This is a genomic window from Arthrobacter sp. FW306-2-2C-D06B, from assembly GCF_021789175.1.
GTDB lineage: Bacteria > Actinomycetota > Actinomycetes > Actinomycetales > Micrococcaceae > Arthrobacter.
Map to the genome: position 1 here is coordinate 57353 of NZ_CP084560.1, position 25484 is coordinate 82836.

Annotated in this window: 25 protein-coding genes; 14 read left to right on the forward strand and 11 right to left on the reverse strand. The window is 64.7% G+C overall.

Annotation, left to right across the window (positions count from 1 at the left end; all coding sequences use genetic code 11):
- Window positions 1-27: 27 nt before the first annotated feature.
- Window positions 28-813, forward strand: a complete 786-nt coding sequence (locus tag LFT47_RS00295; protein ID WP_236814028.1) for a glycerophosphodiester phosphodiesterase — start codon at window positions 28-30, stop codon at window positions 811-813.
- Here LFT47_RS00295 and LFT47_RS00300 read toward each other — a convergent pair.
- Together LFT47_RS00300 and LFT47_RS00305 are read right to left on the reverse strand one after the other, a co-directional pair.
- Window positions 755-2044 (reverse strand): RNA polymerase sigma factor, encoded by a 1290-nt coding sequence (locus LFT47_RS00300; RefSeq protein WP_236814030.1) that lies wholly within the window; start codon window positions 2042-2044, stop codon window positions 755-757. The genes LFT47_RS00295 and LFT47_RS00300 overlap by 59 nt on opposite strands.
- 7 nt (window positions 2045-2051) lie before the next feature.
- The gene (locus LFT47_RS00305) at window positions 2052-2402 is read right to left on the reverse strand and encodes a YciI family protein (RefSeq protein WP_234753028.1); all 351 of its coding nucleotides are present in this window, start codon (window positions 2400-2402) and stop codon (window positions 2052-2054) included.
- A gap of 132 nt (window positions 2403-2534) precedes the next feature.
- Between LFT47_RS00305 and LFT47_RS00310 the strand changes: the two genes are divergently transcribed.
- A complete protein-coding gene (locus tag LFT47_RS00310) occupies window positions 2535-3677 on the forward strand; it encodes a glycerate kinase (protein ID WP_236814032.1) in 1143 nt (380 codons plus the stop codon).
- A gap of 150 nt (window positions 3678-3827) precedes the next feature.
- Complete coding sequence (locus LFT47_RS00315; RefSeq protein ID WP_336885424.1) at window positions 3828-4406, forward strand: GatB/YqeY domain-containing protein; 579 nt, start codon at window positions 3828-3830, stop codon at window positions 4404-4406.
- Window positions 4407-4483: 77 nt separating this feature from the next.
- On the opposite strand, the gene LFT47_RS00320 is transcribed toward LFT47_RS00315, so the two are convergent.
- Entirely contained in the window at window positions 4484-5770 is a 1287-nt protein-coding gene (locus tag LFT47_RS00320; protein WP_236814034.1) for a uracil-xanthine permease family protein, read from the reverse strand.
- A 188-nt stretch (window positions 5771-5958) separates the two neighbouring features.
- Here LFT47_RS00320 and LFT47_RS00325 point away from each other — a divergent pair, with 188 nt between their 5' ends.
- Entirely contained in the window at window positions 5959-6564 is a 606-nt protein-coding gene (locus LFT47_RS00325) for a malonic semialdehyde reductase (protein WP_236814036.1), read from the forward strand.
- Between the two features lie 252 nt (window positions 6565-6816).
- Window positions 6817-7317: a 2'-5' RNA ligase family protein gene (locus LFT47_RS00330; RefSeq protein ID WP_236814037.1), complete on the forward strand. Its 501-nt coding sequence runs from the start codon at window positions 6817-6819 to the stop codon at window positions 7315-7317.
- A 6-nt stretch (window positions 7318-7323) separates the two neighbouring features.
- On the opposite strand, the gene pgm is transcribed toward LFT47_RS00330, so the two are convergent.
- Window positions 7324-8988 carry a phosphoglucomutase (alpha-D-glucose-1,6-bisphosphate-dependent) gene (gene pgm, locus LFT47_RS00335; protein ID WP_236814039.1) on the reverse strand — a complete coding sequence of 555 codons (1665 nt, stop codon included), beginning with the start codon at window positions 8986-8988 and terminating at the stop codon, window positions 7324-7326.
- Window positions 8989-9195: 207 nt separating this feature from the next.
- Here pgm and LFT47_RS00340 point away from each other — a divergent pair, with 207 nt between their 5' ends.
- Window positions 9196-9819 (forward strand): DUF4190 domain-containing protein, encoded by a 624-nt coding sequence (locus tag LFT47_RS00340; RefSeq protein ID WP_236814041.1) that lies wholly within the window; start codon window positions 9196-9198, stop codon window positions 9817-9819.
- 81 nt (window positions 9820-9900) lie between these two features.
- Here LFT47_RS00340 and LFT47_RS00345 read toward each other — a convergent pair whose 3' ends face one another.
- Genes LFT47_RS00345 through LFT47_RS00355 form a run of 3 tightly spaced genes read right to left on the reverse strand, consistent with a single transcriptional unit; the run spans window position 9901 to window position 13628 of the window.
- A complete protein-coding gene (locus LFT47_RS00345; protein WP_442863485.1) occupies window positions 9901-11379 on the reverse strand; it encodes a peptide MFS transporter in 1479 nt (492 codons plus the stop codon).
- 49 nt (window positions 11380-11428) lie between these two features.
- Window positions 11429-12886 (reverse strand): amidase, encoded by a 1458-nt coding sequence (locus LFT47_RS00350; RefSeq protein WP_236814045.1) that lies wholly within the window; start codon window positions 12884-12886, stop codon window positions 11429-11431.
- Window positions 12879-13628 (reverse strand): peptidase E, encoded by a 750-nt coding sequence (locus LFT47_RS00355; protein WP_236814047.1) that lies wholly within the window; start codon window positions 13626-13628, stop codon window positions 12879-12881. Before LFT47_RS00355 ends, LFT47_RS00350 begins: the two co-directional genes overlap by 8 nt.
- Before the next feature lie 231 nt (window positions 13629-13859).
- Here LFT47_RS00355 and LFT47_RS00360 point away from each other — a divergent pair, with 231 nt between their 5' ends.
- The 3 genes from LFT47_RS00360 (at window position 13860) to LFT47_RS00370 (ending at window position 15527) form a co-directional block, all read left to right on the forward strand.
- A complete protein-coding gene (locus LFT47_RS00360; RefSeq protein WP_236814049.1) occupies window positions 13860-14186 on the forward strand; it encodes a rhodanese-like domain-containing protein in 327 nt (108 codons plus the stop codon).
- A gap of 30 nt (window positions 14187-14216) precedes the next feature.
- Window positions 14217-15164, forward strand: a complete 948-nt coding sequence (pheA, locus tag LFT47_RS00365) for a prephenate dehydratase (RefSeq protein WP_236814050.1) — start codon at window positions 14217-14219, stop codon at window positions 15162-15164.
- A 129-nt stretch (window positions 15165-15293) separates the two neighbouring features.
- The gene (locus tag LFT47_RS00370) at window positions 15294-15527 is read left to right on the forward strand and encodes a hypothetical protein (protein WP_236814052.1); all 234 of its coding nucleotides are present in this window, start codon (window positions 15294-15296) and stop codon (window positions 15525-15527) included.
- Window positions 15528-15554: 27 nt separating this feature from the next.
- Here the strand turns inward: LFT47_RS00370 and LFT47_RS00375 are convergent, their stop codons facing one another.
- Window positions 15555-16601 carry a diacylglycerol/lipid kinase family protein gene (locus LFT47_RS00375; protein WP_236814053.1) on the reverse strand — a complete coding sequence of 349 codons (1047 nt, stop codon included), beginning with the start codon at window positions 16599-16601 and terminating at the stop codon, window positions 15555-15557.
- Window positions 16602-16711: 110 nt separating this feature from the next.
- On the opposite strand from LFT47_RS00375, the gene serS reads away from it, so the two are divergent.
- The 3 genes from serS to LFT47_RS00390 all read left to right on the forward strand — a co-directional run bounded on the left by serS (window position 16712) and on the right by LFT47_RS00390 (window position 20070).
- The gene (serS, locus tag LFT47_RS00380) at window positions 16712-17992 is read left to right on the forward strand and encodes a serine--tRNA ligase (protein WP_236814055.1); all 1281 of its coding nucleotides are present in this window, start codon (window positions 16712-16714) and stop codon (window positions 17990-17992) included.
- A 110-nt stretch (window positions 17993-18102) separates the two neighbouring features.
- Complete coding sequence (locus LFT47_RS00385) at window positions 18103-19116, forward strand: hypothetical protein (RefSeq protein WP_236814057.1); 1014 nt, start codon at window positions 18103-18105, stop codon at window positions 19114-19116.
- A 108-nt stretch (window positions 19117-19224) separates the two neighbouring features.
- The gene (locus tag LFT47_RS00390; RefSeq protein WP_236814059.1) at window positions 19225-20070 is read left to right on the forward strand and encodes an HAD family hydrolase; all 846 of its coding nucleotides are present in this window, start codon (window positions 19225-19227) and stop codon (window positions 20068-20070) included.
- 42 nt (window positions 20071-20112) lie between these two features.
- Here the strand turns inward: LFT47_RS00390 and LFT47_RS00395 are convergent, their stop codons facing one another.
- The 3 genes from LFT47_RS00395 to LFT47_RS00405 all read right to left on the reverse strand — a co-directional run bounded on the left by LFT47_RS00395 (window position 20113) and on the right by LFT47_RS00405 (window position 22552).
- The gene (locus LFT47_RS00395) at window positions 20113-21195 is read right to left on the reverse strand and encodes an aromatic acid exporter family protein (protein ID WP_236814061.1); all 1083 of its coding nucleotides are present in this window, start codon (window positions 21193-21195) and stop codon (window positions 20113-20115) included.
- A 69-nt stretch (window positions 21196-21264) separates the two neighbouring features.
- Window positions 21265-21864 (reverse strand): hypothetical protein, encoded by a 600-nt coding sequence (locus LFT47_RS00400; RefSeq protein WP_236814062.1) that lies wholly within the window; start codon window positions 21862-21864, stop codon window positions 21265-21267.
- Window positions 21865-22063: 199 nt separating this feature from the next.
- On the reverse strand, window positions 22064-22552 hold the full coding sequence (locus LFT47_RS00405) for an inorganic diphosphatase (RefSeq protein ID WP_236814064.1): 489 nt from the start codon (window positions 22550-22552) through the stop codon (window positions 22064-22066).
- Between the two features lie 349 nt (window positions 22553-22901).
- Here LFT47_RS00405 and dacB point away from each other — a divergent pair, with 349 nt between their 5' ends.
- Together dacB and LFT47_RS00415 are read left to right on the forward strand one after the other, a co-directional pair.
- Entirely contained in the window at window positions 22902-24281 is a 1380-nt protein-coding gene (gene dacB / locus LFT47_RS00410) for a D-alanyl-D-alanine carboxypeptidase/D-alanyl-D-alanine endopeptidase (protein ID WP_236818764.1), read from the forward strand.
- A 77-nt stretch (window positions 24282-24358) separates the two neighbouring features.
- Window positions 24359-25462, forward strand: a complete 1104-nt coding sequence (locus tag LFT47_RS00415; protein ID WP_236814066.1) for a zinc-dependent metalloprotease — start codon at window positions 24359-24361, stop codon at window positions 25460-25462.
- The last annotated feature ends 22 nt before the right edge of the window (window positions 25463-25484 follow it).

The window sequence follows — 25484 nt, forward strand, 5'->3', positions numbered from 1 at the left end:
GCGGCACAGCCGGGTTACGCTACCCGTGTGAGCCCGCATTTGCCCTTCTTCAGTCGCCCGGACGGACAATCCGCTCCGCTTGCCTTCGCGCACCGCGGTTTTTCGCCGGATGGCCTTGAGAACACGGCCGCGGCATTCAGGGCCGCGCTTGAGCTTGGCTTCACGCACCTTGAAACCGATGCCCGCACCACTGCCGACGGCGTGGTGCTCCTTTTTCACGACGACACCCTCGACCGTGTCACAGATGCCCACGGCCCCATCTCCAGCCTCAGCGCTGCCGAGATTGCCAAGGCGCGGATTGGCGGCCGCGAAGCAATTCCCCGCTTGGCAGACGTCCTGACGGAATTCCCCGAGGCGCGGCTGAACGTCGACGTCAAGGATTGGCATACCGTCAAACCCCTCGCCGGAGTCATCGACCAACTCGATGCCCATGACCGGGTGCTGATCGCGAGCTTTTCCGACCGCAGGCGCCGCGCGGTCCTGCGCTTGCTCCGCCGTCGAACGGCATCTTCGGCGGGCATCGTGTGCAACGCCGCCTTTGCCCTTCTGGGACCGCTTGTTCCGGAAGGATGGCTACGGAAGATCCTGCATGACGTCGATGCCCTCCAGGTACCCGTCCGCTACGGCCCCCTGACGGTAGTGACGCCCGGTTTCCTGCGGCGCGCGCATCGGCTTGGGCTGCAGGTTCACGTCTGGACGGTCAACGATTCCACCGAGATGGCCAGGCTGCTGGACATGGGCGTGGACGGCCTGGTCACGGACCGCGCGGATCGTCTGAAGTCGGTGCTGCAAGGCCGGGGCCAGTGGTGGTGAGCACCCAAACGCGCCCCTCCAGGAAGTCTCGCTCCGCGTCGTTATCCGTGCGCTCCTGCGCGGCCCGGTAAGCGGCGACAGCCTCTGTGTTGCGGCCGAGGCGCCGGAGCAGATCGGCCCGCACGGCGTGGAACAGGTAGTAGTTGCCTAGTTCAAGGACGTCGACGGCGGCAAGCCCCGCGGCGGGCCCTTCCACCTCCGCGAGTGCCACGGCCCGGTTCAAGGCGACCACCGGTGTCGGCGCCATTGCCAGGAGTTGCCCGTACAACGCCAGGATTTGGCGCCAATCCGTGTTCGCGGGCTGTGCGGCATCGCTGTGCACCGCGTTGATGGCAGCTTGCAATTGGTACGGTCCGGGCTGGTTCCGCTTCAGGCATTGCCGCACCAACGACTGCCCTTCCGCTATTTGGTCCCGGTCCCAGAGGCTGCGGTCCTGGTCCGCGAGGAGAACGAGGCCGCCGTCGGAAGTTGTCCGTGCTGCGCGGCGGGCATTCAGCAGGAGCATGAGGGCCAGGAGCCCTTTGGCTTCCGGCTCATCAGGCATGAGTTCCACGATGAGACGGCCCAGGCGCAAGGCCTCGCGGCAGAGGTCTTCGCGCACCAGTCCCGCTCCCGAGCTTGCCGCGTAGCCCTCGTTGAAGACCAGGTAGACCACGGCCAGGACCGACTTCAAGCGCTCGGGCAGCTCGGCCCCGCTCGGTACCCGGTAGGGGATATGGGCGTCACGGATCTTGCCTTTGGCCCGCACGAGGCGCTGGGCCATGGTTGGCTCGGGGACCAGGAAGGCGTGCGCGATTTCGGCGGTGCTGAGCCCGCAAAGGAGCTTGAGCGTCAGGGCGACTTGCGCGGCCCGGTTGATGGCGGGGTGGCAGCACGTAAAGATCAGGCGAAGCCGGTCGTCTTCCACGGCGTCCACCTCGATTCCTTCGGGTTCATCGCTGCTTTCATCGCGGTTTTCATCGCCGTGCAGGAGGGCAGCCTGAGCGAGTTTCTCCCTGCCGGAGGCCTCGCGGCGGAGCCGGTCGATGGCGCGGTTGCGGGCGGTGGTAATGATCCAGCCGGCCGGGCTTGGCGGCAGCCCGGCGTCGGGCCAACGGGCCACGGCCTCGGCGAAGGCGTCCTGGACCGCGTCTTCGGCGGCTTCGATGCTGCCCAAAACGCGGACCAGGACAGCCACGGAGCGTCCATACTCTTTGCGGAATATGTTCCCGATCTCCGAAATATGGACCATGGGGAAACTATTCCCGGTAGCCTGCGAACGGCCGCACCTCGATAGGCAGCGTGGTGGCTTGGGCGGCCTTGCGTCCCCAACCGAGTGCAACATCCAGGTCCGGGGCTTCGATCACCCACAGGCCGCCCACATGTTCCTTGGCCTCTGCGAAGGGGCCGTCCGTGGTGAGTACTTCGCCGTCGTTCACACGCACCACTGTGGAGGTGCTGGCCGGGTGCAGGCCGCCCGTGAAAACCCAGGCGCCGGCGTCGCGCATTTCCTGGTTCAGAACGTCAAGATCGGCCATGATTTTGTTGAGGACTTCGGGTTCCGGGGCGGGGCCGTCGGGCTGGTAGATGCTGAGCAGATAGCGTGACATGACTGTTCCTCCTTGGGATGTGGCGCCGGCACCTTGCCTGCGTCTCACCCTCTATACGAACGGCGTGGGCTGTTTTCGACATCTCCACGCACGAATCTGCGAAAAGCTTAGCCCCGCTGGCAGGATGGGAGCATGCGCATCCTGATTGCCCCGGACAAGTTCAAAGGTTCCCTCACCGCCGCCGAAGCGGCTTCGGCGATGGCCGAAGGGGCACTGCGCGTCTATCCGGATGCCGTGGTGACGCAGTTTCCCATCGCCGACGGTGGTGAAGGAACGCTGGAGGCAGCCGTGGCGGCAGGCTATGAAGAGCGGATCAATGCCGTGGTCGGTCCAATTCTCAAGCCGGTGGGCGCCGCGTGGGCCATCCGGCAAAATGCCTTCGGCGGAGCCACTGCGGTGATCGAAACTGCGCAGGCGTCCGGATTGGCACACATGGATCCGACGCCGGAAAACGCCTTGCGCGCCCACAGCTACGGTTGTGGCCAGCTGATCGCCGCGGCCCTCGACGCCGGAGCCACCGAGATTGTGCTCGGCGTGGGCGGTTCCGCGATGTCCGACGGCGGCAGCGGCGCCTTGCGTGCTCTCGGGCTGAAGCCCTTGGACGCGGCCGGAAACGTGGTTCCGCTCGGCGGTGGCTCGCTCGCCGACGTCGTCTCCCTCGACGTCTCCGGGCTTGATCCGCGCCTGACCGCAGTGAGGTTCCGGATCGCCGTCGACGTCCAGAACCCCCTCTTTGGCAGCGACGGCGCCGCGCATGTTTTCGGTCCGCAAAAGGGTGCGGACGAAGACGCGGTGGAACTGCTCGACGCCGGCCTGCGTAACTGGGCTTCCCTGCTGCGGGCAGTGGTCGGACAGGACGTCAACGTTCCCGGAGCCGGGGCGGCTGGCGGATTTCCGGCGTCGTTCCTGGCCTTCACTCAAGCGACGCTGGAAGGCGGGTTCGCACTCGTGGCGGGACTGACGGGGCTGCCCGAGCAGCTCGATGGCGCGGACCTGGTGATCACCGGCGAAGGATCCATGGACTCGCAGTCGCTGACGGGCAAGGCACCCATCGCTCTGGCCGATTCGGCACACGGCCAAGGCATTCCGGTGATCGTGGTGGCCGGCAGGATCCTGGTGACCCCCGAGGAACTAGCCGGCCACGGTGTGGTGGCGGCGGCGCAGCTGCTCGACGTCGCGCAGCGCCGGGATGGAGTGCCAGACGCCGCGGACGCCGTGGCGAACGCGGCCAAATACCTCGCATGGGCCACGAGCCAGGTGCTCGAAGGGGTCTAAGCTCCCGTCCACCAAGGGACATGCCCCCCGGTGGATGCGAGGAGTGGACATAGTGCGAATATGCCCATTCCTGAGTGCCGAGAGGGGGCATGCTCAGAGTTTGATTGTGGGTTACTCGGCCTCACCGGGCAGATAATTAACGTACAAAGCATGGCTCTGACCTCTGCCATGCACCTACGATGCGACGACCCCGCCCGGGACGCCGTCACCGCCTGCCGGGCTGGCAGCCGGCCAGTACGGCACCATCGAATCGAGGAGCACACCATGTCCACCTTGAAGGAGCGGCTGCACGCAGACGTCGTCAGCCACATGAAGGATGGCAACCGCATCGCCCTGAACGCCACACGCAACGTCCTCAGCGAGATTGACACCCGTGAGAAAGCCGGCCAGACGCCGATCCAGCTTGACGACGCCCAGATCACCGCCATGTTGCAGAAGGAGGCTTCCGAATATCACGAGGTCGCCAGGCTTTACGAGGAGGCCGGAGAGTCCGAGCGTGCTGCTACGGAGATCGCGGATGCCGAGGTAATCGAGGCCTATCTGCCGGAACCACTGGCCGTAGGGGAAGTTGAGTCCATCGTTGACGAGGTCATCGCCTCGCTCAAGGCCGGCGGCGTGGAGCTGAGCCTGATGCACATGGGTTATGTCATGAAGCCGGTCACCGAAAAGGTCGGCGGCCGCTTCGACGGCAAGGCGCTCAGCGAGATTGTCCGCACGCGCCTCTCATAGCCGGCAATGGAGTCTGTACAGATCGTGTCCTTTAAACGTGCGCTTAGGGGACACGATCCGTACACAAAGTCGAGAGGCTAGGGTTCCATCTCCGGCTCGGCAACCGTCCCGCGCCAACGAGCGAGACCCTTCATGCCGTGGTAGACCACCAAGGCAGCGGCCGAGCCCAGTGCGATGCCCGTGAACTTCAGTTCGCCGATGGTCCACGTGTAATCCGCGATCCCGATAATCAAAGCAACCGCGGCAGTGGTCAGGTTGATGGGGTTGGAGAAGTTGACCTTGTTCTGCACCCAGATCTTCACGCCCAGGACGCCGATCATCCCGTAGAGCATCGTCGCGGCACCGCCCAGCACGCCGGGGGGAACGGTGGCAATCAGTTCGCCGAACTTGGGCGAGAAGCTCAGCAGGATGGCAAAGGCGCCGGCAACCCAATAGGCCGCCGTCGAGTAGACCTTCGTGGCCGCCATGACGCCGATGTTCTCGGCATACGTCGTGGTGCCGGAGCCGCCGCCGAATCCGGCGAGGACAGTCGCGACGCCGTCGGCCATCAACGCGCGGCCGGAGACGTCGTCGAGGTTTCGTCCGGTCATCGCCGCCACGGACTTCACGTGCCCCACGTTCTCGGCCACGAGCACCAGGACAACCGGGACGAACAGGCCCACGACGCCGAGGTGGAATTCGGGAGTCTGGAAGTGCGGCAGGCCGATCCACGAGGCCGAGTCCATCTTGGAGTAGTCCACCTCGCCGCGTGTCATGGCGGTGAGGTAACCCACCACCACGCCCACCAGGATGCTCAGACGGCCCAGAATGCCGCGGAAGAGGACGCTCACCAGGATGATCGTCACCAGCGTCACGAGGGCGGTGACCGGGGCCTTATCGAAGTTCGCCTTAGCGGCTGGCGCCAAGTTCAGGCCGATCAGGGCCACGATTGCGCCCGTGACAATAGGCGGCATGGTCCGGTTGATCCACTCAGCGCCGAACTTCTGCACCACCGCGCCGACAAGCGCCAGTACGACGCCGGCAAGCACCACGCCGCCCAGCGCGCCGGGAACGCCGAACTGCTGCTGGGACGCCAGGATGGGGGCGATGAAGGCAAAGCTGGAACCAAGGTAGCTGGGTACGCGGCCCTTCGTGATGACCAGGAACAATAGCGTGCCGATGCCGGAAAAGAGCAGTGTGGTGGCCGGTGGCATGCCCGTGATGATGGGCACCAGGAAGGTGGCTCCGAACATTGCGACGACGTGCTGCAGGCCGACGCCGATGGTCAACGGCCACGCCAGCCGCTCCTCGGGTGCCACCACGTGTCCCGGCCGGATCGTCTTGCCGTTGCCGTGCAGCTTCCATTTGGTTCCGAGCATGCTCATCGACGGGAGCCTTCCCTGAAAGTTGTGATTGTCCGGGTGCAACCTTACCGTCCGGACGGCCTGCCGATTCCTGTGTGTGGAACGTCACGTGGCTTCACGGGAAGAGGCGAGGGGAAGTTGAAGTTGCAACCATGGAAAGCATAAGCGCCCGGCCGTCCACGGCTGCGGGCACAGCGAAAGGTACGCGAATGACGATCGCCCACGAAGAAGCAGTGATTGACGCCGCAGCAGTCGACGCCATCTTTGCCGAAGCCCGCACCGCCAACTCCTTTGCCGGCGAGGTCTCCGAGGAGCAGGCACAGGCCATCTATGAACTGACCAAGTTCGGCCCGACGGCGTTCAACTCCCAGCCGTTGCGCGTCACCTATGTCCGCTCGGACGAGGCCCGCGCCAAGCTCGTCGAGACCCTCTCCCCGGGAAACAAGGCCAAGACCGCCTCTGCTCCGCTGGTCGCCGTCCTCTCGTATGACACCGCCTGGCACGAACAGTGGGACAAGTTCCTCCCGGTCTACTCCGCCCCGAAGGCCATGTACGACGCCAACCCTGAGTTCACCGCAACCACGGGCAACAACAACGCCCACCTGCAGGCCGGCTACTTCATCCTCGCCGTCCGCTCCCTCGGCTTCGCTGCCGGCCCGATGACCGGTGCCGACTTCGCTGCGATCGATGCCGAATTCTTCCCTGCTGGCGACCAGAAGAGCTTCCTCGTGGTCAACATCGGCCACCCGGGTCCGGACGCCTTCGGCGAAGCCAAGCCGAAGTTCGCGTACGAGGACGTCGTCCGCACCGTCTAACCCTCGCTCACTTTTAGGGCCTTTTCCGCCGACGCTCGCTCACTCTTGTGAGCGAGCGTTCGCGCTTAAGGCGGTATATCTGAGCGGGCGTTGGTGTTAGGGGCGATATATCTGATGGAGGGTTTTCAGTTCAGGCCAGATATGCGAGCGAGGGTTTTCCTCGACCGACGCTCGCTCACCTTTGGCGCCTTTTTCGCCGACGCCCGCTCACGTCTGTGATTCGGAGCGGCGTCACGGTGGCAAGATTTCCTTATGCGGAACCTGATTCTGGTGGCGTTCGTCGAAGCCGTGGCTGATGGGCTGGTCTTCCCGCGCAGTGACTGGCCGCTACACATCACCCTGTTGAGGTTCGACGTCGATCCCTCCGATGAGGACGACGTCGCCGCGCGCCTCACCGAGCTTGTCACCGCTCCCGCGATGGGCGCCTTGGGGGCGGATCTCACCGTAGGGCCCGACGCCGGATTCGGTCACCAAGGATCGATCCCGGTGAGCCTCGTGGAACACCATCCCATTTTGCAGGGCCTCCACGAGGAATTGTTCGACGCCGTGGCAAGCGTCGGAGGGCGCGCAGCGACCCCGCGCTACGTCATGGAGAACTACCGTCCGCATATTTCGCATCACGACGGCAAGCGCCCCAAGCCGGGTGACGCCGTCGTGCTCGACCAGATCGCGCTGGTGGACATGGCGCCGGAAGGCAACCACACCATTCGCCGGATCCTCAAGTTGTGGCGCCTCCCGGCCGGGCCAAACTAGCGCGGGCTAGGAGATCACGCCGTCCACGAGCGCCTTGGCCTCGTCCTGGACCTGCTTGAGGTGGTCGGCACCCTTGAAGGACTCGGCGTAGATCTTGTAGACGTCCTCGGTTCCGGACGGGCGGGCCGCGAACCAGGCGTTCTCCGTGACAACCTTGAGGCCGCCGATCGAGGCGCCGTTGCCGGGAGCCTCGGTCAGCTTGGCAGTGATGTCCTCGCCCGCCAGCGTGGTGGCGGTGACATCCGCGGCGGAGAGCTTGCCGAGCTTGGCCTTCTGCTCACGCGTGGCGGCGGCGTCGATCCGTGCGTAGACGGGCGCACCGAACTGGTCCGTGAGGCCCTTGTACAGCTGGGACGGCGACTTGCCCGTGACAGCCGTGATCTCCGACGCCAGGAGGGCCAACAGGATGCCGTCCTTGTCAGTGGTCCAGACGCTTCCATCGCGCTTGTTGAAGGAAGCGCCCGCGGATTCTTCGCCACCGAAGGCGCCCTCGCCGGAGAGCAGGCCGGGGACGAACCACTTGAAGCCCACGGGGACTTCCACGAGCTTGCGGCCCAGTCCGGCAGCTACGCGATCAATGATGGAGGAAGACACGAGGGTCTTGCCGACCACCGACTCCGGGTTCCACCCTGTGCGGTTGCGGTACAGGTAGTCGATCGCGACGGCGAGGTAGTGGTTGGGGTTCATCAGCCCGCCGTCCGGCGTCACGATGCCGTGGCGGTCGGCATCGGCGTCGTTTCCAGTGGCGACGTCGAAGGCGCCCGTGCCTGCCGAAGCGCTGTCCGACATGCGCTTGATAAGAGAGGCCATGGCCGACGGCGAGGAGCAGTCCATGCGGATCTTCTCGTCCCAGTCGAGGGTCATGAAAGCCCACTGCGGGTCCACGGTGGGGTTGACCACGGTCAGGTCGAGCTGGTGACGCTCGCCGATTTCACCCCAGTAGTCCACTGAGGCGCCGCCCATGGGGTCCGCACCGATGCGCACGCCGGCGGTGCGGATCGCATCGAGGTCCAGGACGGATGGGAGGTCGTCCACATAGCTGCTCAGGAAATCGAACTTGCCCGTGCCATCCGCTTTGAGGGCGTCGTTCAAAGGTATCCGCTTGACGCCGCGCAGCCCGTTTTCCAGGAGCTCGTTGGCGCGGTTGGCGATCCAGCCGGTGGCGTCCGTGTCGGCAGGGCCGCCGTGAGGAGGGTTGTACTTGAAACCGCCGTCGGCCGGAGGGTTGTGGCTCGGGGTGACCACGATGCCGTCCGCCTGGGGCTGCCCAGGGCCGGCTTCGTTGTTGTACTTGAGGATCGCGTGGCTCAGGGCCGGGGTGGGCGTGTAGCCGTGGCGCGCGTCGATCAGCACATTGACGCCGTTGGCAGCGAGCACTTCGAGGGCGGAATTCTGCGCTGGTTCGCTGAGCCCGTGGGTGTCCTTGGCCAGGAAGAGAGGACCGGTGATGCCCTGCCCGGCGCGATATTCCACAATCGCCTGGGTGATGGCGAGGATATGCCCTTCATTGAATGAGGCCTTGAGGCTCGACCCCCGATGCCCGGAGGTGCCGAAGGCAACGCGCTGCGCGGGATCACTCAGATCCGGCGTCACGTCGTAGTACGCGTCAAGAAGAGCGGTGATGTCTACAAGGTCCTGGGGAAGGGCAACAGTGCCCGCACGGCTAGCCATTGACCCAGCATGCCAGACCGTCAGGTGAGCTTGAAGAGAAAACCCACTATTGCGGTGCCTGTGACTTCGTATTTCCGTTTGACCGACGAAGATTCACCGCCCGTTTACCGGAGCGCGGCATGGGGTTGGGAAGCCGGGGCTCCGGAGCTTATGTGCGCCTTCGCTCGGCGGTAGGCTGGGCACAAAGACTCGCAAGGGGGATTTTCCATGACCGACCAGCCAGCTAAACCCGAGAACGCTCCCGAGGGCGACGAACCGCCCAAAGGCTACGAACCGCCGTCGTACATTCCGCCCGCATCCCAACCCGGCGAAAACCCGTACGGCGGGCAGCCGTTTGCCTCGCCGGCGGCTTCCGGCCCCTATGGCCAGCCGCAACAGCCGCAATCGCCTCAGTCGCAGGAACCGTACGGCCAGCCCCAGGGCGGCCCGGCGCAATTCGGCCAGCCCGCCTACGGACAGCAGCCGCCGAGCCCCTACGGACAGCCTGCTTCGCCGTATGGGCAACCTCCCCAAGGGCCCCCTGCATACGGTCAGCCGGCCAGCCCTTACGGACAGCCCGCGTACTATGGCATGCCTGTCGAGCCCAAGGGCTTGAGTATTGCGAGCATGTGCTGCGGGATCGCGGTCTTCGTGGGCTTGGGCTTCTTCGTCTTGCCCCAGATTGCCGCTGTGATCCTCGGCCACATGGCCCTCAGGAAGGAACCGGCCGGTAAAGGCATGGCCATTGCCGGCCTTGTCATGGGTTACCTGGGCATTGTTGGCGTGATCATATTCTGGGTCTTTATCGCGATTTTTGCCGCGACTGCTTCACGCTACAACTACAACTACTAGCAACAACGACGGCGGCCGGTGCGCCTGGCGGGAAACCCACCAAACGCACCGGCCGCCGTCGCGGTTAAGTCGGCTACGTGACTAGCGCACGCCGCCCATCAATTTCTTGATGGCGGGGGAGCCGGCTGCCAAGGCCACAGCGATGACCACGGCCGTGCCGCCGACACCCAGGAAATACGGCAGTTCGTTGTCAGGGTTGTACAGCCCGGCCAGGATGCCGGCCAGCGCGGTGCCGAGGGACACCGAGAGGAAGAACAGGGCCACCATCTGGGTGTGGAAAGCCTTGGGGGCCAGCTTGGTGCTCACCGACAGGCCGATGGGGGACAGGAACAACTCTGCCAGGGTGAAGAGGAACAGGATTCCCACAAGCACCAGCAGCGGGGTCTTTCCGGCTCCGGTCAGAGGGATGAAGGCCAGGAACGCCAGGCCCATGACGAAGAGTCCGGCAGCGAACTTGATGGGGGATCCCGGCTGCTTCGGACCAAGTTTTGTCCATAGGGCAGCCATGACGCCTGCGAAGACGATGATGAATACAGGGTTGATGGACTGTACCCAGGCTGCCGGCATTTCCCAGCCGAACAAGTTGCGGTCCAGTTTTTCCTCCGAGTACACGGCAATGAACGTGAACTGCTGCTGGAAGAGTGCCCAGAACGCTGCCGACGCGATGTACAGCGGAATGAACGCGACAACACGCTTGCGCTCAAACGGTGTGACCTTCTTGCTTCGGAAGATCAGCGTGAAATAGATGACCGAGGCGACAATGGCGGCGTAGGCCATGCTGCGGGCCAGGTTGCCCGGGTTCACCACACCGGTCATTAGCAGCACGGCGATCACGACGGCGATCCCGAGGAAGATGAGCCCGTAACGGCTCCGCTGTGCGGAGTGAAGGGGGTTGGGGACGCGGTGGGCTTCTTCCGGGAGCTTGTTTCGGCCGAGTGCGTAGATGGCGAGGCCGATCGCCATGCCGATTGCGGCAGCGCCGAAGCCCCAGTGGAAGCCGTTGCTTTCCTGCAGCCAGCCGGTAACAAGCGGTCCAATGAGGGCTCCGAGGTTGATGCCCATGTAGAAGATGGAGAAGCCGGCGTCACGCCGTTCGTCCTTCTCCCCATAAAGGGTGCCGACCAGTGCGGTCGCGTTCGCCTTGAGGCCACCGGATCCGATGCCCACCAGCACCAAGCCTGCCACCAGGCCCGGGATCCCGGGCAGGAGGGCAAGGGCGATGTGGCCGGCCATGATCATGATGGCGGAACCGAAAAGTACCCGCTCGGAGCCGAAAAGCCGATCTGCCAACCATGCGCCCAGGATCGTGGAGAGGTATACGCCTCCGCCGTACGCGCCGACCAGTCCGGCGGCGAGCGATTTGTCGATCGAGAGTCCGCCGTGGTCCGCGGTGAAGTACATGTAGTAAAGCAGGATGCCCTGCATGCCGTAGAAGGAGAATCGTTCCCACATTTCTACGGAGAAGAGGCTGGCCAGCATCTTTGGGTGGCCGAAAAATGACGTATCGCCCGCGTTTTTGGCGGGCGTCCGCGTGTCAAGAGTTGTGCTCATCTGATCCATGGTGACATTGACTGAGCGCATTGTCACATCATTTAGATGCCTAGGGCAACTAATTGCCGTGGTGGAGCGTCGGTTTTTGCTGCCCTTCAAGCTGCCTTGCGAGCCGCAGGAGAAGGAGCTCGGATCCCTGTTTTCCGATGAGCTGGATGCCCATCGGAAACCCCGTTCCAGGCATTGGGCCTGTCCAATGAACGGGCACGGTGATCGCTGGCAGCCCGCACACGTTCACCATGGAGGACCAGGGCGCAAACTCGCATTGCTTGCGGTAGTCGTCATCTGCGTCGCCGGGCCAATCGGGAGCCGGCCATTGCTCGCCTCCGGGCATCGCCCCGGTGAACCAGCCCACGGGCCGTGGCGTCTGTGCCAGCGACGGCGTCAGGACGAGGTCCCACTGCGCATACTGGGTGACCGTGTCGTGGGTGAACTGCCGCAGGAAGCTGAGCGCCTCGTTGACCTTGCCTGCGCTCCGCTGTTGCGCCCGACGCCGGAAGGTCCGGGTCAGCGGGGTCAGCAAGGCTTCGCGCTGGGGCAGGATCCGGGCGCTCCCGACGCCAGCGGTCCAGGCGGTCGTGAACGCTTCCGGATAGCGATTGTCGTAGCGGATCCCGGCGTCGAGCACTGAATGGCCCGCTTCCGTCAGTAATTCGATGCCCTTGGCGAGGGCATCCAGGGCCTCCCGCTCAGGGGCGAAGGGAAAGGCGGTGGACCACGGGCTGTCGAGGCTCACGCCGATGCGCAAGGTCGCGGGCGCTTCCTCTAGGCCCGTGAGGTAGCCCCGGTTCGGCCGGATTCCGTGCGGGACGAGGGCGTCCATCATGAGAGCGGCGTCGGCGGAGGAGCGCGCCAGAGGCCCGGCCACCACGAGTCGTGCCGCGTCTCCGACGCTTTCCCCGGCCGGCACCAAGCCCCGGCCCGGCTTCAGCCCCAGCAGTCCACATGCCGCGGCGGGAATACGAATGGACCCGCCGCCGTCGCTCCCGGGCGCGAAGGGAACCAAGCCCGCGGCAACCGCGGCAGCGCTGCCTCCCGAAGACCCGCCGGAGCTGCGGCTCAAGGCGTGTGGATTGCGCGACGGCGGTGCGATGCGGTTTTCGCTGTAGGCCGTGAGTCCGAATTCCGGAACCTGAGTCTTGCCCAGTGAGATGGCACCGGCGCCTCTAAGCGTCGCGGCAAGGGCTCCGTCCTCGGGGGCGGGCTTACGGTCCAGGGCTCCACTGCCGTGAGTGGTCACGACTCCGGCAACATCGGTGAGGTCTTTGAAAGCCAGCGGCACGCCGTGCAGGAGGGGAAGTTCGGGACCTCCGTTGCGCCGGCGAACGTACGCTGCGTCAGCGGCTTGGGCGTCGAGCAGGGCCTGGTCTGCCGTCACCGTGACGAAGGCCCCCAGCGTCTGGTTCAGCCGTCCGATCCTCGCAATGAAGTGCTCCGTCGCCTCAGTCGCAGAAAGCTGACCGCCAGCCAAGGCTTGGCGCAACTCGACGGCGCCGAGTTCGTGGATGTCAGCCAAGGAAGCGGGGCTCCAAGCGCTCCTCCACGGCGATGGAAACGGCGTCGGCCGATTCGCCGAGTGCCGCGGTGACGCGGTAAGCAGCCTTGCCCCTGACTTCGGCAACCACGTCCACAAGTTCCGTGCCTCTGTAAACGAGCCCGACGCCGTCGTCGGTGCAGTGCGTTTCCCCCAGCGCCCCCTCTGCCACCAGTTGGTGGACAAGCGGGCGGCGGCCCGGCTCGGAGTCATAGTGGACACCGTTGGCGTAGGGGAGGAAGCCCAGTCCGTTGGTCACGGCGCGCAATTCAGGGCCGTAGGAATCCGTAGTGCCGCCCTGGTACCAACAAATCGAGCCCGCGGACACTCCGGCCAGCACTACACCGTGTTCCCAGACGCGCCTCAAAATGCCGTCCAGTCCGTGCGCACGCCATACGGCCAGAAGATTGACCACGGAACCACCGTTGACCCACACCACGTCCTGTTCCAAAAGGTACGCCTCGGGATCGCCGTAGTTCGGCATCGTGAAAAGGTTCAGGTGGCTGAAATCGAAACCCGAAACCCGGGCGGCTTGGTCCAATTCCGCGGCGAACCAGCGCTGGTCTCCGGAGGCTGTGCCGATATGCGCCACTCGCGGCGCGCGTCCGCTCACCCCGGAGAGTTCGACGGCGTGGTGAACCAGGAGGTCGAACTCCATCCTGGTGCGATGACCGGACTTATAGCCTCCGGAGGTTGCCAGAATGGTGGGCTCGTTGGCGGCCATGGTGCCTCCTCCCTGCCTTGAGTGGTCTCGCTCGCGACAACGGCGAACATTTAGCGCCAACACTAGTGCCGCAGCGGTGGAGTGAGGAAGTACCGTGACCCTCGCCGTAGCGAAGCGAGGTAAGGGTAGCGGCGGGTGGGCCCACGCCGCGAGGGTTCCAGTGATGATGGTCCCGTAGCGGGCGGGGACTAGGCTTGATTTGGAGATTTGAATCAACTGGAAGGGACCCACGTGAGCGATTACGAGACCGTGCCTGTCGGCGATGTTCCGGCGGACGCGAAAATCCTGGACGTCCGGGAGGATTACGAATGGGTAGCGGGCCACGCCGAGGGTGCGCTGCATATTCCGCTGGACCAGATCCCGGGCCGCCTCGACGAACTTGACCCCGACGATGACCTTTATGTCATCTGCCGTACGGGCGGGCGGTCCTACCGTGCCGTTCAATGGCTGGTGGGGCAGGGCTACACCGCCACCAATATCGCCGGAGGCATGGACATGTGGTTCGAGTCCGGTCGGCCGATGGTTTCGGAGAACGGCCTCAAGCCAGTTGTCCTCTAGTCCCTACGCATAACCCTAAAGGAATATTCAATGTCGGGATCCGCGCTCACCTACACCTTCCTCGGTCCTGAAGGCACCTTCACCGAGGCTGCCCTCTTGCAGGTCCCCGGCGCGGCCGATGCCAACAGGGTCCCTTGCACCAACGTGAACACGGCGTTGGAGAGGGTTCGACAAGGCGAGGCGGATGCGGCCATGGTGCCGATCGAGAACTCGGTGGAGGGTGGCGTGACCGCCACCCTGGATGCCATTGCCACCGGAACAGAGCTGCGGATCATCCGTGAAGCGCTCGTTCCCATCACCTTCGTGCTGGTTGCCCGGCCCGGAGTTAAGATCTCGGACATCCGCCGGGTATCCACCCACGGCCATGCCTGGGCCCAGTGCCGGCTGTGGGTCGACGAAAATATCCCGAATGCGGAATACGTGCCGGGCTCCTCCACGGCGGCAGCCGCCGTCGGGCTTCTTGAAGGCGAGGCGCACTATGACGCCGCCATCTGCGCCCCCCTTGTCGCGGCCGAGCGGCCGGGCCTGAATATCCTTGCGGAGAACATCGGCGACAACCCCGGCGCGGTGACCCGCTTTGTCCTGGTGAGCCGTCCCGGTGCACTGACTGAACGCACCGGCGCGGACAAGACCACCGTCGTCGTGCCCCTTCCGGAAGACCGCCCGGGCGCCCTGATGGAAATCCTGGACCAGTTTGCCACCCGAGGAGTCAACCTCAGTCGCATCGAATCCCGGCCCACCGGCCAGTATCTGGGTCACTACTTCTTCAGTATCGACGCCGACGGCCACGCGTCGGACGCCCGGGTAGCCGATGCCCTGGCGGGCCTGCATCGGATCAGCCCGGCCACCCGATTCCTGGGGTCCTATGCGCGGGCGGACGAGCAGAAAGCCTTGGTTGCGCCGCATACCTCCGACGCCGCGTTCGCATCCGCACATGCCTGGGTTCGGGGCATTCTGGGTGCGGAACCGGGCGCTTGACCGCCCCGAATCCGCTTCGCAAAGCGTTGGATAATTGACTCTTCAACCCCTATCGCGTGGATAAAACTGTGCGTATGCTTGCTTGATCCACAATTGATGGACGCATGCCCCTAACGGAGGGAGCGGGCCATGTCAGGAAATAGCAATGACACCAGCGGCCAGGGAATGATCGTCAACCCTAAGCCCAAGGCGGACAACCAGGACTGGGACGGCGACGACGCCGACCGGGCTGATCGGCTGCGCTTTGAGGAAGAGCAGGCCATGATTCGCGAGCAATCGGAAGCGCGCGCGGCCGCCAAAGCCCTGGCAGAACGTAACTTGGCGGAACACAAAGCAGCTGACGCGGCGAAGAACGCCAAATAGCGCGTCGCGCTATTGCACGCGCACCGCTTATTGCACGCGCACGAGGAGGGAACGCGGCTCCACCTTGACGGTGACTTTCGTGGCCTCGCCCGAGGGATCACCGTCAAGTTGCGTGGCCATCGGTTCGCTGGTGCTAATGACCACTTTGCCCGAACGGTAGAAATTCATGACCGGCAGGTTCCGGTTGTGCTTGAACAAGATCTTGGCGTACACCGCGATCCAGCCGATGGCGCTGCGGGGACTCATGACCACGACGTCGAGGACGCCGTCGTCGATCATCGCGCCGGGGATGAAGTCGATGCCCCCTGGAATCAGGCCGCAGTTTGCGAACAAGACGCTTCGGATTTTCCGGGATTGCTCGGGCTCGTCGTCCATGGCAATGGTGACCCGTTTGCGCCGGCCGGGCAGGTGGCGGACGCCCGCCTCGGTGTAGGCCAGCCATCCGACTGCCTTCTTGAGGCCGTCATTGGTGTCGCCCACAACCTCGGCGTCCAGGCCCATGCCGGCGATCACCAGGAATGCATGCTCGGAAGAGGCGCCTGTCCGTTCGTTGTGGATCGCCATTCGGGCGGTGTCGATGTAGCGCTGGTGGCCGAAGAGGGCTGTGTGGACGTTGCCGCGGAGATCGTTGACATCCAGATTCACATTGCGTGCCAGCAGGTTTCCGGTTCCCAAGGGAATCAATCCCATTGCCACGTTGGTGTGCGCGAGGGACTCTGCCACCACACGAACGGTACCGTCGCCCCCGCCGACGAGCACGACGTCGGGCCTGTACGCCAGTGCCGCTTTGGCTTGCGAATGGCCGGGGTCCTCCGCTGTGGTGTCGAAGAAGCGGGGCTCGTCCCAGCCCGCGAGATTGCAGGCATCCCGGATGATCCTCCGTGCGTCCTCGGCCTTCGCCTTCACCGGGTTGAGGATCACGGCCACCCTTTGCAAGCCGGCTTCGGGCTTGTGCGCGTCTTCGCGCACGGCGCTGCGGGTATGCCTGGCCCGGAGCCGGCGCACGCCCCACCAACTGGAGACGGCAAAGACCACGCCCCCAGCCAGAATCACGTACAGGATCCAGTTGCTCATGGTGCTTCAACCCTATCCCGCTACGGGTGCGGCCGTGCACGGCCGCAGGGGTGCCGGCCGCCGTCGGGGGCTGGCCACGGGGCTGCGTGCTCATTCGATACTCTTGTCTGGTGATCGACGTAAAAGACCTCAGCGAAAACCCGGACAAGTTCCGTGCCAGCCAGCGCGCCCGCGGCGCCGACGAGTCCGTGGTGGACGCGATCATTTCCGCCGACGCAGACCGCCGCGCGGCACTGATCCGCTACGAAAACCTCCGTGCGGAGCAGAACGTCTTCGGCAAGAAGGTGGCACAGGCCAAGGGCGAGGAAAAGCAGGCGCTGCTGGCCGAGGTCAAGGAACTGGCCAACTCGGTCAAGGCTGCCTCTGCCGAAGCCGACGCCGCCCAGGCCAAGCAGGAAGAGCTGCTCCGTGTCATCCCCAACCTGATTGAGGACGGCGTGCCCGAGGGTGGCGAGGACGACTTCGTGGTGGTCAAGACGGTCGGCACACCACGCGAATTCCCTGATTTCGAGCCACGGGACCACCTGGAAATCGGCGAACTCATCGGGGCGATCGATATGGAACGCGGCGCCAAGGTGTCCGGTGCGCGCTTCTACTTCCTCCGCGGTGTGGGTGCCCGCCTGGAGATGGCGTTGCTTCAGATGGCCATGGACCAAGCCATCGAGGCCGGCTTCGTGCCGATGATCACCCCCACGTTGGTGCGTCCGGAGATCATGCAGGGGACCGGTTTCGATGTAAAGCACGACGCCGAGATCTACCGTCTCGCCGAGGACGACCTCTACCTTGTGGGAACCTCAGAAGTGGCCCTCGCCGGCTACCACTCGGACGAGATCCTGGACCTTTCCGCCGGCCCGATCCGCTACGCCGGGCAGAGTTCCTGCTACCGGCGCGAAGCAGGTTCGCACGGCAAGGACACCCGCGGCATCATCCGCGTCCACCAGTTCAACAAGGTGGAAATGTTCATCTACACCACGGTTGAAGAGGCTGCTGCCGAGCACGAGCGCCTCCTGGCCTGGGAAGAGGAAATGCTGGCCAAGGTCGAGCTCCCGTACCGCGTGATCGACACCGCGGCGGGCGATCTCGGCATGTCCGCGGCCCGGAAGTTCGACTGCGAAGCCTGGGTCCCCACCCAGAACGCTTACCGAGAGCTCACCTCGACGTCAAACTGCACCACCTTCCAGGCCCGCCGCCTCAACATCCGCGAGCGTGCGGTCAATGAAGACGGCGTAGCGAAGGGCACCCGCGCTGTCGCCACCCTCAACGGCACGCTGGCCACCACCCGCTGGATCGTTGCCATCCTCGAGCACCACCAGAACCCGGATGGCTCGGTCAACGTCCCCAAGGCACTCCAGAAGTACATCGGCGGCCTTGAGGTCCTCCCCGTTCTGTAACCCTTGTGGGCGCTGCGGGGTATGGGCGGACCCGTCCTCCACAGCCGGGCTTGTCCACATGGAGCCAGAGCACGGCTGACGCTGCAGAACGATCCATGGATAGTAATTCCATGGACATCCCTCCGCAGCTCATCGTCTCTGCCGAGCAGCTGGCTCTCACCGGCTCCACGGCCGTGGTTCACCGGCCGTTCAGGGCAGGACGCCTCGTCCGGCTGAGGCGCGGGTACTACGTGAAAACCTCCACCTGGGTGGAAGCGACGCCTGCCCAGAGGTTCGAGTGGTCCGCAGCAGCGGTCGGGCTGGCATTCGACCGGCCCGTGTTTTGCGGTGAGTCCGCAGCTGTCGTGCTCGGCGTCCCTACACTTCGCCCCCCGGAGTTCGTCGATCTAGCCACGTCCTCGGAGCGAATTACGGGACGGCGGCCAGCAACGTTTGTGGTCCACGGGAACAGCGCGCTTGCCGAACAGGCACGGAACGCAGGCAACCATCCCGTGCGCTACGTCCTTCGACGCGACGCGCAGCCCGTAGTTTCCGGCCAGTTTTCCTGCACAAGTCCGGTGCAGACGGCCATGGATGTCATGTGTTCCTCGTCCTTCAGCCGCGCGCTCGTTGTAGCTGACGGAATCGCACGAATGCTCTGGGAACAGGGTTTGCTAGGGCAGGATGCCTGCTTGATCGAACACCCTGGGATCGCCTTGGCGCTGGACGGGATCGTGGCTGATGCCACCAAGCACCGGGCAGTCCGGATCGCGAGCTTGGCTAACACGAAGGCCGAATCGGCAGGGGAGTCGTTCAGCAGGGCTGTCATCGAGCTGCTGGGCTTTGAGCAACCGCTCCAGCAGCACATGATTGTTGACTCCGGCCAGTCCGTTGCCCGAACCGATTTCTGGTGGCCGGAGGAGTTGGTCGCTGGCGAATTCGATGGCAAGCAAGAGTGCTCGGACGAGGAGATGCGAGGGGATTGGTGCGCGGAAGAGCTCGCGTATCGGGAGAAGCTGCGTGAGGACAGCATCCGTGCACTGGGGTTCACCGTCGTCAGGTGGAATTGGGCGGATTTGGAGCAGCCAGGCCGTCTTCGGCAGAAGCTCCTGCGCGCCGGACTACGGCCTCGCGCCAGGGCTTGAGGTTAACACTCACACTGTGGACAAACGTGGGAGTATTCACCGCGTGTTAATCCGTTGCTGTGGTCTGCGTCCTAGCTGGTGTCGTGCGGGGTCTGCTTCACTGGAGGCATGACTATTTTGACTGGTACCTCAGTCGCTGGCATCGATGACCAGCGGAATTTGAATCACAAGCTCATGATCGCGCTGGATGTCGACGGAACTCTCGTGGATCACGATGGCCACATGTCGCCAACTGTCCGCGACGCCGCAAGGGCAGTCGTCGCCCACGGACACGACGTCCTGATCGCCACCGGCCGCTCGTTGAACGCCACCTTGCCCATCATTGAGCAGATTGGACTGGAACGCGGTTATGCCGTGTGCTGCAACGGCGGTGTCACGTTGCGGCTCGACCCCCAGTTGGACACTGGCTACGAGATCATTCACAAGGCCACGTTCGATCCGGCCCCGGCGCTGATGGCTCTTCGGGAGCAGCTTCCGTCCGCCAAGTACGCGCTCGAGGACGAGGACGGGAACTTCCTCTCCACCGAGCGGTTCCAGGACGCCAGCTTCGGTGTTGAGGCAATCGGCGTCGATTTCCAGACGATGCTCGACGCCACTGCGGTGCGTGTCGTGGTGTTCAGCAGCGAGAACACGGCCGAAGAGTTTTCCACAGCCATTCGCAAGATCGGACTGTCCGGGGTCACTTACTCGGTGGGCTGGACTGCCTGGCTGGACATCGCAGCCGCCGGGGTCACCAAGGCCAGCGCCTTGGAGCAGTTGCGCCAGCGGCTCGGCACGCACCCCCGGCACACGGTGGCAGTGGGGGACGGCCGCAATGATATTGAAATGCTCAGCTGGGCCGGGTGCGGTGTCGCCATGGGCCAAGCGCCTGAAGAAGTCATTGCCGTCGCGGATGAAGTTACCGCTTCGGTGTACGACGACGGTGCTGCCCTCATCCTGCGGCGCCTGCTGTAACAGCCCCGCGCAAGCGGGCCGGCCGCGGCAGCTTGTCGCAGCTCAGGCGGCCTCGGAGACCGCGGTGATCATACGCCGCAAGCTCATGGCCACCGACGCGGTGGCGGTAACAGGCGCTTGGCCGGCCGCGGCCTCCGTAACGGTCTCACTTAGTTTTGCCACGCTGTCCCGGGCTTCGTCCAGGGCGATCTTGAAATCCTCCGCGTCCTCATGCCTCCATTGCCGGATCATTGCCGCAACGTCCTCCAGCGCCTCAGCCAAATTTGGCGGGACACCCTCCGGAATGACCGTTCCCGCGTTCTCTTCCCAGATCGCGCTTGACAGGACGTCGGTGACGTCCTGGACGTGGAAGGTCAGACGTTCCACCGTGCGCAAACCCGCCAGGTCACCGGGCAGGCGCCCGGCTCGACGGCGGGATCGCGGGTTCGCTTTGGTACTCAACTTGGCCGCCTGGACGGCCGTCCGTACCGCGGTCGCCGTGCGTGCGAGCTCGCCGCTGCGGCTCGCCCATTCTTCATGGTCCGGTGGCCAGGATTCCGTCATGGCGCTGGCCATATCCGTGAGTTGCCTGGACAGTGCCCGCTGGTGTCCGTCGATGGCCGGATCGATGCCTTCGAGATGGAGGGGCGGGAAGACCAGCCAGTTCACTGCGAAACCGACTGCCACCCCCATGCCCATTTGCAGGACGTAAGCGAATGAGAAACCCTGCGCATTCGAATAACCCAGGACCAGTACGAACAGCGCCGCCATGGGAACCCACTCGGAGGCGCTTCCAAGTCTTGGCAGGCCGCCGATAACCACCCCCAGCCCGACGACGACGGCCACCGCCAATGCGGTCGGGGTGGTGACTGTGGTCACTGCGAAGGCCATGGCAATGCCCAATCCGAGTCCCAGCAGGCTTTGCAGCCCGTGCTTGGCGGAAGCCGCGACGGTGGGGTGCATGCTGACCAAGACACCCAAGGGCGCGTAGTAAGGATAGGAAGCGGCTGTCCCGGGCATCAGCGGCGCAAGGTACCAAGCCAGCCCGGCCGCGACGGCTGTCTTTGCGGCAAACAGGAGGCGGTGGCCTGTGACAGCCTGCCTGAGAGCGGGAAGAATCCGCCCAAGCCTTTGCTTGGAGATCATGGACTCAAGGTAGGCCGGGAGGAATGGGTGTGTCGAGGACAAGATGACTGAAGGAGTTCCGACGCAAAATCAGTAAACCTCGAGGATCAACTGCAGCAATCGCGCTGCGGCCGGCCTGGCGGCGTGCTCCTCCACCCATTGGGCGCGGGCCAGGGCCTTGCTCACGGCCTGGGTGCTGATCCCCAGTTCCTGGGCCACGGCCTTCTGTTGTCCACGCACGCCGGGCGTCAGCAGGTCCAGGACGCGCCACTCGGCTATGCTCCGATGCTGAACAATGTGCCCAAGGAGCCGCAGTACAGCCTCCGATTCGGCAGCGAGGGCAGCGATCGGCCCCTCGACCGCCACAGGAACCCGCTCTTTGCCATTCCGCAAGCGGTCAACGGCGCGGCGTGCGTAGACCAGGCCGTGTCCGGAGGCGTCTTTGATTTGCCTGGGCAGGGGTTCGTTGACCGGTCCGACGCCGATTCCCACGTACCACTGTCCGCTCCGCAAGGCGATGAGCGCCGAATCCACGGCCTGATGCGGGAATTCCACGATGCCCTGGACTTCGTCCTCCACCGAGCGGTCAAAGTCCAAGCACGCCGGGATGTGGCGCAGGTCTTTGAGCAGCTGCGGTACGAGGTCTCCGTTGCCGCGGCTGTCGCGTTGGTTGATGGTCAGCGTGAACATGGTGGATCAAACATTACCGGCAGGTAGCTGACTTTCAAGCGGTTAATCCAGAGCCAACTTCTCGTTACGACGCCGGGCGCCCGGCGATTGTGAGCCGGACCGTTGCGCCTCGGGGACCTACCCGTTAACGACGACGGCGGCGGGTGCGGTTCGCATGGAACCGCACCCGCCGCCGGACGCGTTGCTCGTCGAAGTGTTGCTAGTGGGCGGCCGGAACGTAACGCTTGATGGAAGCTTCCAGCTCGGCTTCGGCGGCGGCGCGGTCGGCCCAGCCCTCAGCCTTGACCCACTTGCCGGGCTCAAGGTCCTTGTAACGGGTGAAGAAGTGCTCGATCTCCTTGATCAGGAATTCGCTGACATCCGTGATTTCCTGGATGTGGTCGAAACGCGGGTCGGCCGGAACGCAGAGGACCTTGGCGTCTCCGCCGCCGTCGTCGGTCATGTTGAAAACGCCGATGGGGCGGGATTCGACGATGACGCCGGGGTAGAGGTCGAAGTCCTGCAGGAGGACCAGCGCGTCCAGCGGGTCGCCGTCCTCGCCAAGGGTGTTCTCGAAGAACCCGTAGTGCGTGGGGTACTGCATGGAGGTGAACAGGACGCGGTCCAGGCGGACGCGGCCGGTCTCGTGGTCAACTTCGTACTTGACGCGCGACCCCTTGGGGATCTCGATCGTGACGTCGTGCTTCATGGAATGCTCCTTGACGGTATTGGCATGGGCGCGGCAACAGAGCAGCCGACGCCGCCGACTACTATTGAGGATATAGCGAGAGGCCCAAGTTTCTTGAAACGGTGGGGACATTCAAGACTTTGAGGACTAAGGCTGCATGAAGGGCGTTGACGAGGCGGGGGCTGAAAAGCAGGCTCCGGAACAACAGGAGACTCCCGTTCTCAGACCCAGGAAGCACAGGCCCGGGAAGCCCAGACCGGGGAAGCCCAGACCGGGGAAGCCCAGACCCGCGAAGCCTGCGTCGAAGGGCGTCGTCCGCTTTCTGCCGCTGGTCTTGTTGACCTTGGTCATTGCAGCATTGGCGGTGCCGATGGGCCTCGGGGTCGCACCCGGATTCTTCGGTCCCGGCTCTTTCGGGGCCGCCGGTACGCCCGCACCCAAGGTGCCGGTCTGGCAACAGGTCCCCAAGCAGCTGAGCCGCACGCAGGTCGTTGCGCCCTTGGACGCTTCTGCCCCGGTCCCCTTGCCGGCTGACGTCACAAGCCAGCTCAACGCCCTCCTGACGCCCGACGGCGGGGGAGACTTCACCGGCGTCGTTGAGGATGCGTTGACCGGGCTTCCGCTTTACGATCGCGACGGCGCCAAGAACCGGGTGCCGGCCTCCAACATGAAGCTGCTCACCGCAGTCGCCGCGCTGCGGGCGATCGGGCCGGAGACACGCTTCAGCACGCGGGTGCTGGCGGGACCTTCGGCGTCGACCATCATCCTGAGCGCCGGAGGTGACGTCCTGCTCGGCGACGGCCCGTCCCGGCCAAGCGAGGTACTTGGCCATGCCGGCCTCGAGACCCTCGCCAGCGATGCGGCAAAAGCGCTCCAGGACCGCGGAGTGAAGGGCCCGGTCACGGTGCAATTGGACGATGGACTATTCACCGGTCCGGCTTTGAATCCGGCGTGGAGCCTCGACGACGTCGCTGCGGGCGAAACCGCACCAATCTTTCCGCTCGCACTGAACTCGGCCCGGACAAGCCCGGGTTCGACCACCGGTCCGCGTCCGCAGGACGCCGCGCTCACTGCCGCCGCGGCTTTCGCCGGGAAGCTCCAAGCGGCGGGCGCCGCTGCCGGATTCACGGTGGTCCCGGGTGTGGAACGTGCCACCGTTCCAACCGGAAAGCAGGACGTGATCGCCAGCGTGGTGTCTGCGACCGTCCGCGAGCAGGTGGACTTGATGCTGGAAACCTCGGACAACTACCTTGCCGAGGTATTCGGCCGGATGGCCGCTCTGTCCGCGGGAAAGCCGGGATCGAATGACGGCGCGACGGCGGCCGTGAGCGCCGCGGTGGCGGAACTGGGGATCGCCACGGATTCCATGCACCTGGCGGACGTGTCCGGCCTTGCTTTGGGCAACCAGGTGTCGGCGCGGCAGTTCGCGGATGTGGTGCGGGCGATTACCTCGGGACCGGACACCCGTCTCCGTGCCGCCCTCGCCGGGTTCCCGGTGGCCGGGCTGACCGGGACGCTCGGCGACCGCTACGGAGACGCCAGCACCTCCCAAGGGGCGGGACTGGTGCGGGCCAAGACCGGCACCTTGAATTCGGTGATCGCTTTGAGCGGCTACGTGGTGGACGCGAACGGCCGTCTTCTGGTCTTTTCCTTTATCGGCAACGGGCTGACGCCGGGCGCGGCGGGGAACAAGGTAGCGCTGGACCGGTCGGCCACGGCACTCGCGTCATGTGGTTGCCGGGCCGGCTGACGTTCGCCGCTGCCTGACGTTCGCCGCTGAGCGAACTTAAGGGTGCAGATTCAGACTGTTGTGTTCTGATGGTTCGTATGGAGTCTCAGCAGCAAGCTCAGTCCCTCATCAACTGGGAGCTGGCCGCCTCCACGGCCGCCCGGCTCGCTCCCCCCGGCCCAGTACTAAGTCCGGCCCAGATCGGCAAAGCCGTGGACAGCCTGCGTTTGAGCGCGGACATCTCGGTGCCGCATGTGCATGACATCACCGGTTTGGAAGCCGCACGCGATCTCCGCGATTCCCATGTGCTGGTAGTTGACCGGGCGTCGTGGGCAAAGGCCAACACCCAGAGTTTTGCCGTGATGCTCCAACCGGCCCTTAAGCAAATGCTGGATTCCCGGCGGGGACCGGCGATGACACCGGCCGCCGCGGCCGCGAGCGGCGCCATCACCGGCAGCCAGCTCGGGGCTGTGCTTGCCTTCTTGTCGAGCAAAGTCCTGGGCCAATACGATCCCTTCGCCGCGCTCGCCCCGGACTCGAAAGCGCCACCTGCCGGCCGGCTCCTGCTGGTGGCTCCGAACATCATCTCCGTGGAGCGCGAGCTCAACGTCGATCCTGACGATTTCCGGCTCTGGGTCTGCCTTCACGAGCAGACCCACCGGGTGCAGTTCGCCGCCGCACCCTGGCTCCGGACCCACATGCTTGAGGAAATCGAGCGCCTGAGCGCCAACCTCATTGGCAATGTGGACTCCATCATGGACCGCGCCACGGCCGCCGCCCGGTCCCTGCGCGACCGCTCCACTGGTGCCGTGCCCGGCCGCGGCGCCATCCTGGACCTGCTCCAAAACCCCGAGGAAAAGGCCTCGCTTTCGCACCTCACAGCCGTCATGAGCTTGCTGGAAGGCCACGCCAACGTGGTGATGGACGCCGTCGATTCCACCCTGGTCCCTTCAGTGAAGACCATCCGCCAGCGCTTCAACGCGCGGGGCAAGGACCGCGGAGTGATCGAGAAATTCATCCGCAACATCCTCGGCCTGGACGCCAAGATGCGCCAGTACAGCGACGGTGCCAAGTTCGTCCGCGAAGTGGTTGCGGTGGCCGGCATGGAGGGCCTGAACCGGGTCTGGGAATCGGCCGAAAAACTGCCCACCGAAGCCGAAATCCACGACTCCAAGCTGTGGCTTGAGCGGATGGGGCTGTGACAGCAGGCACCACATCGGGCCC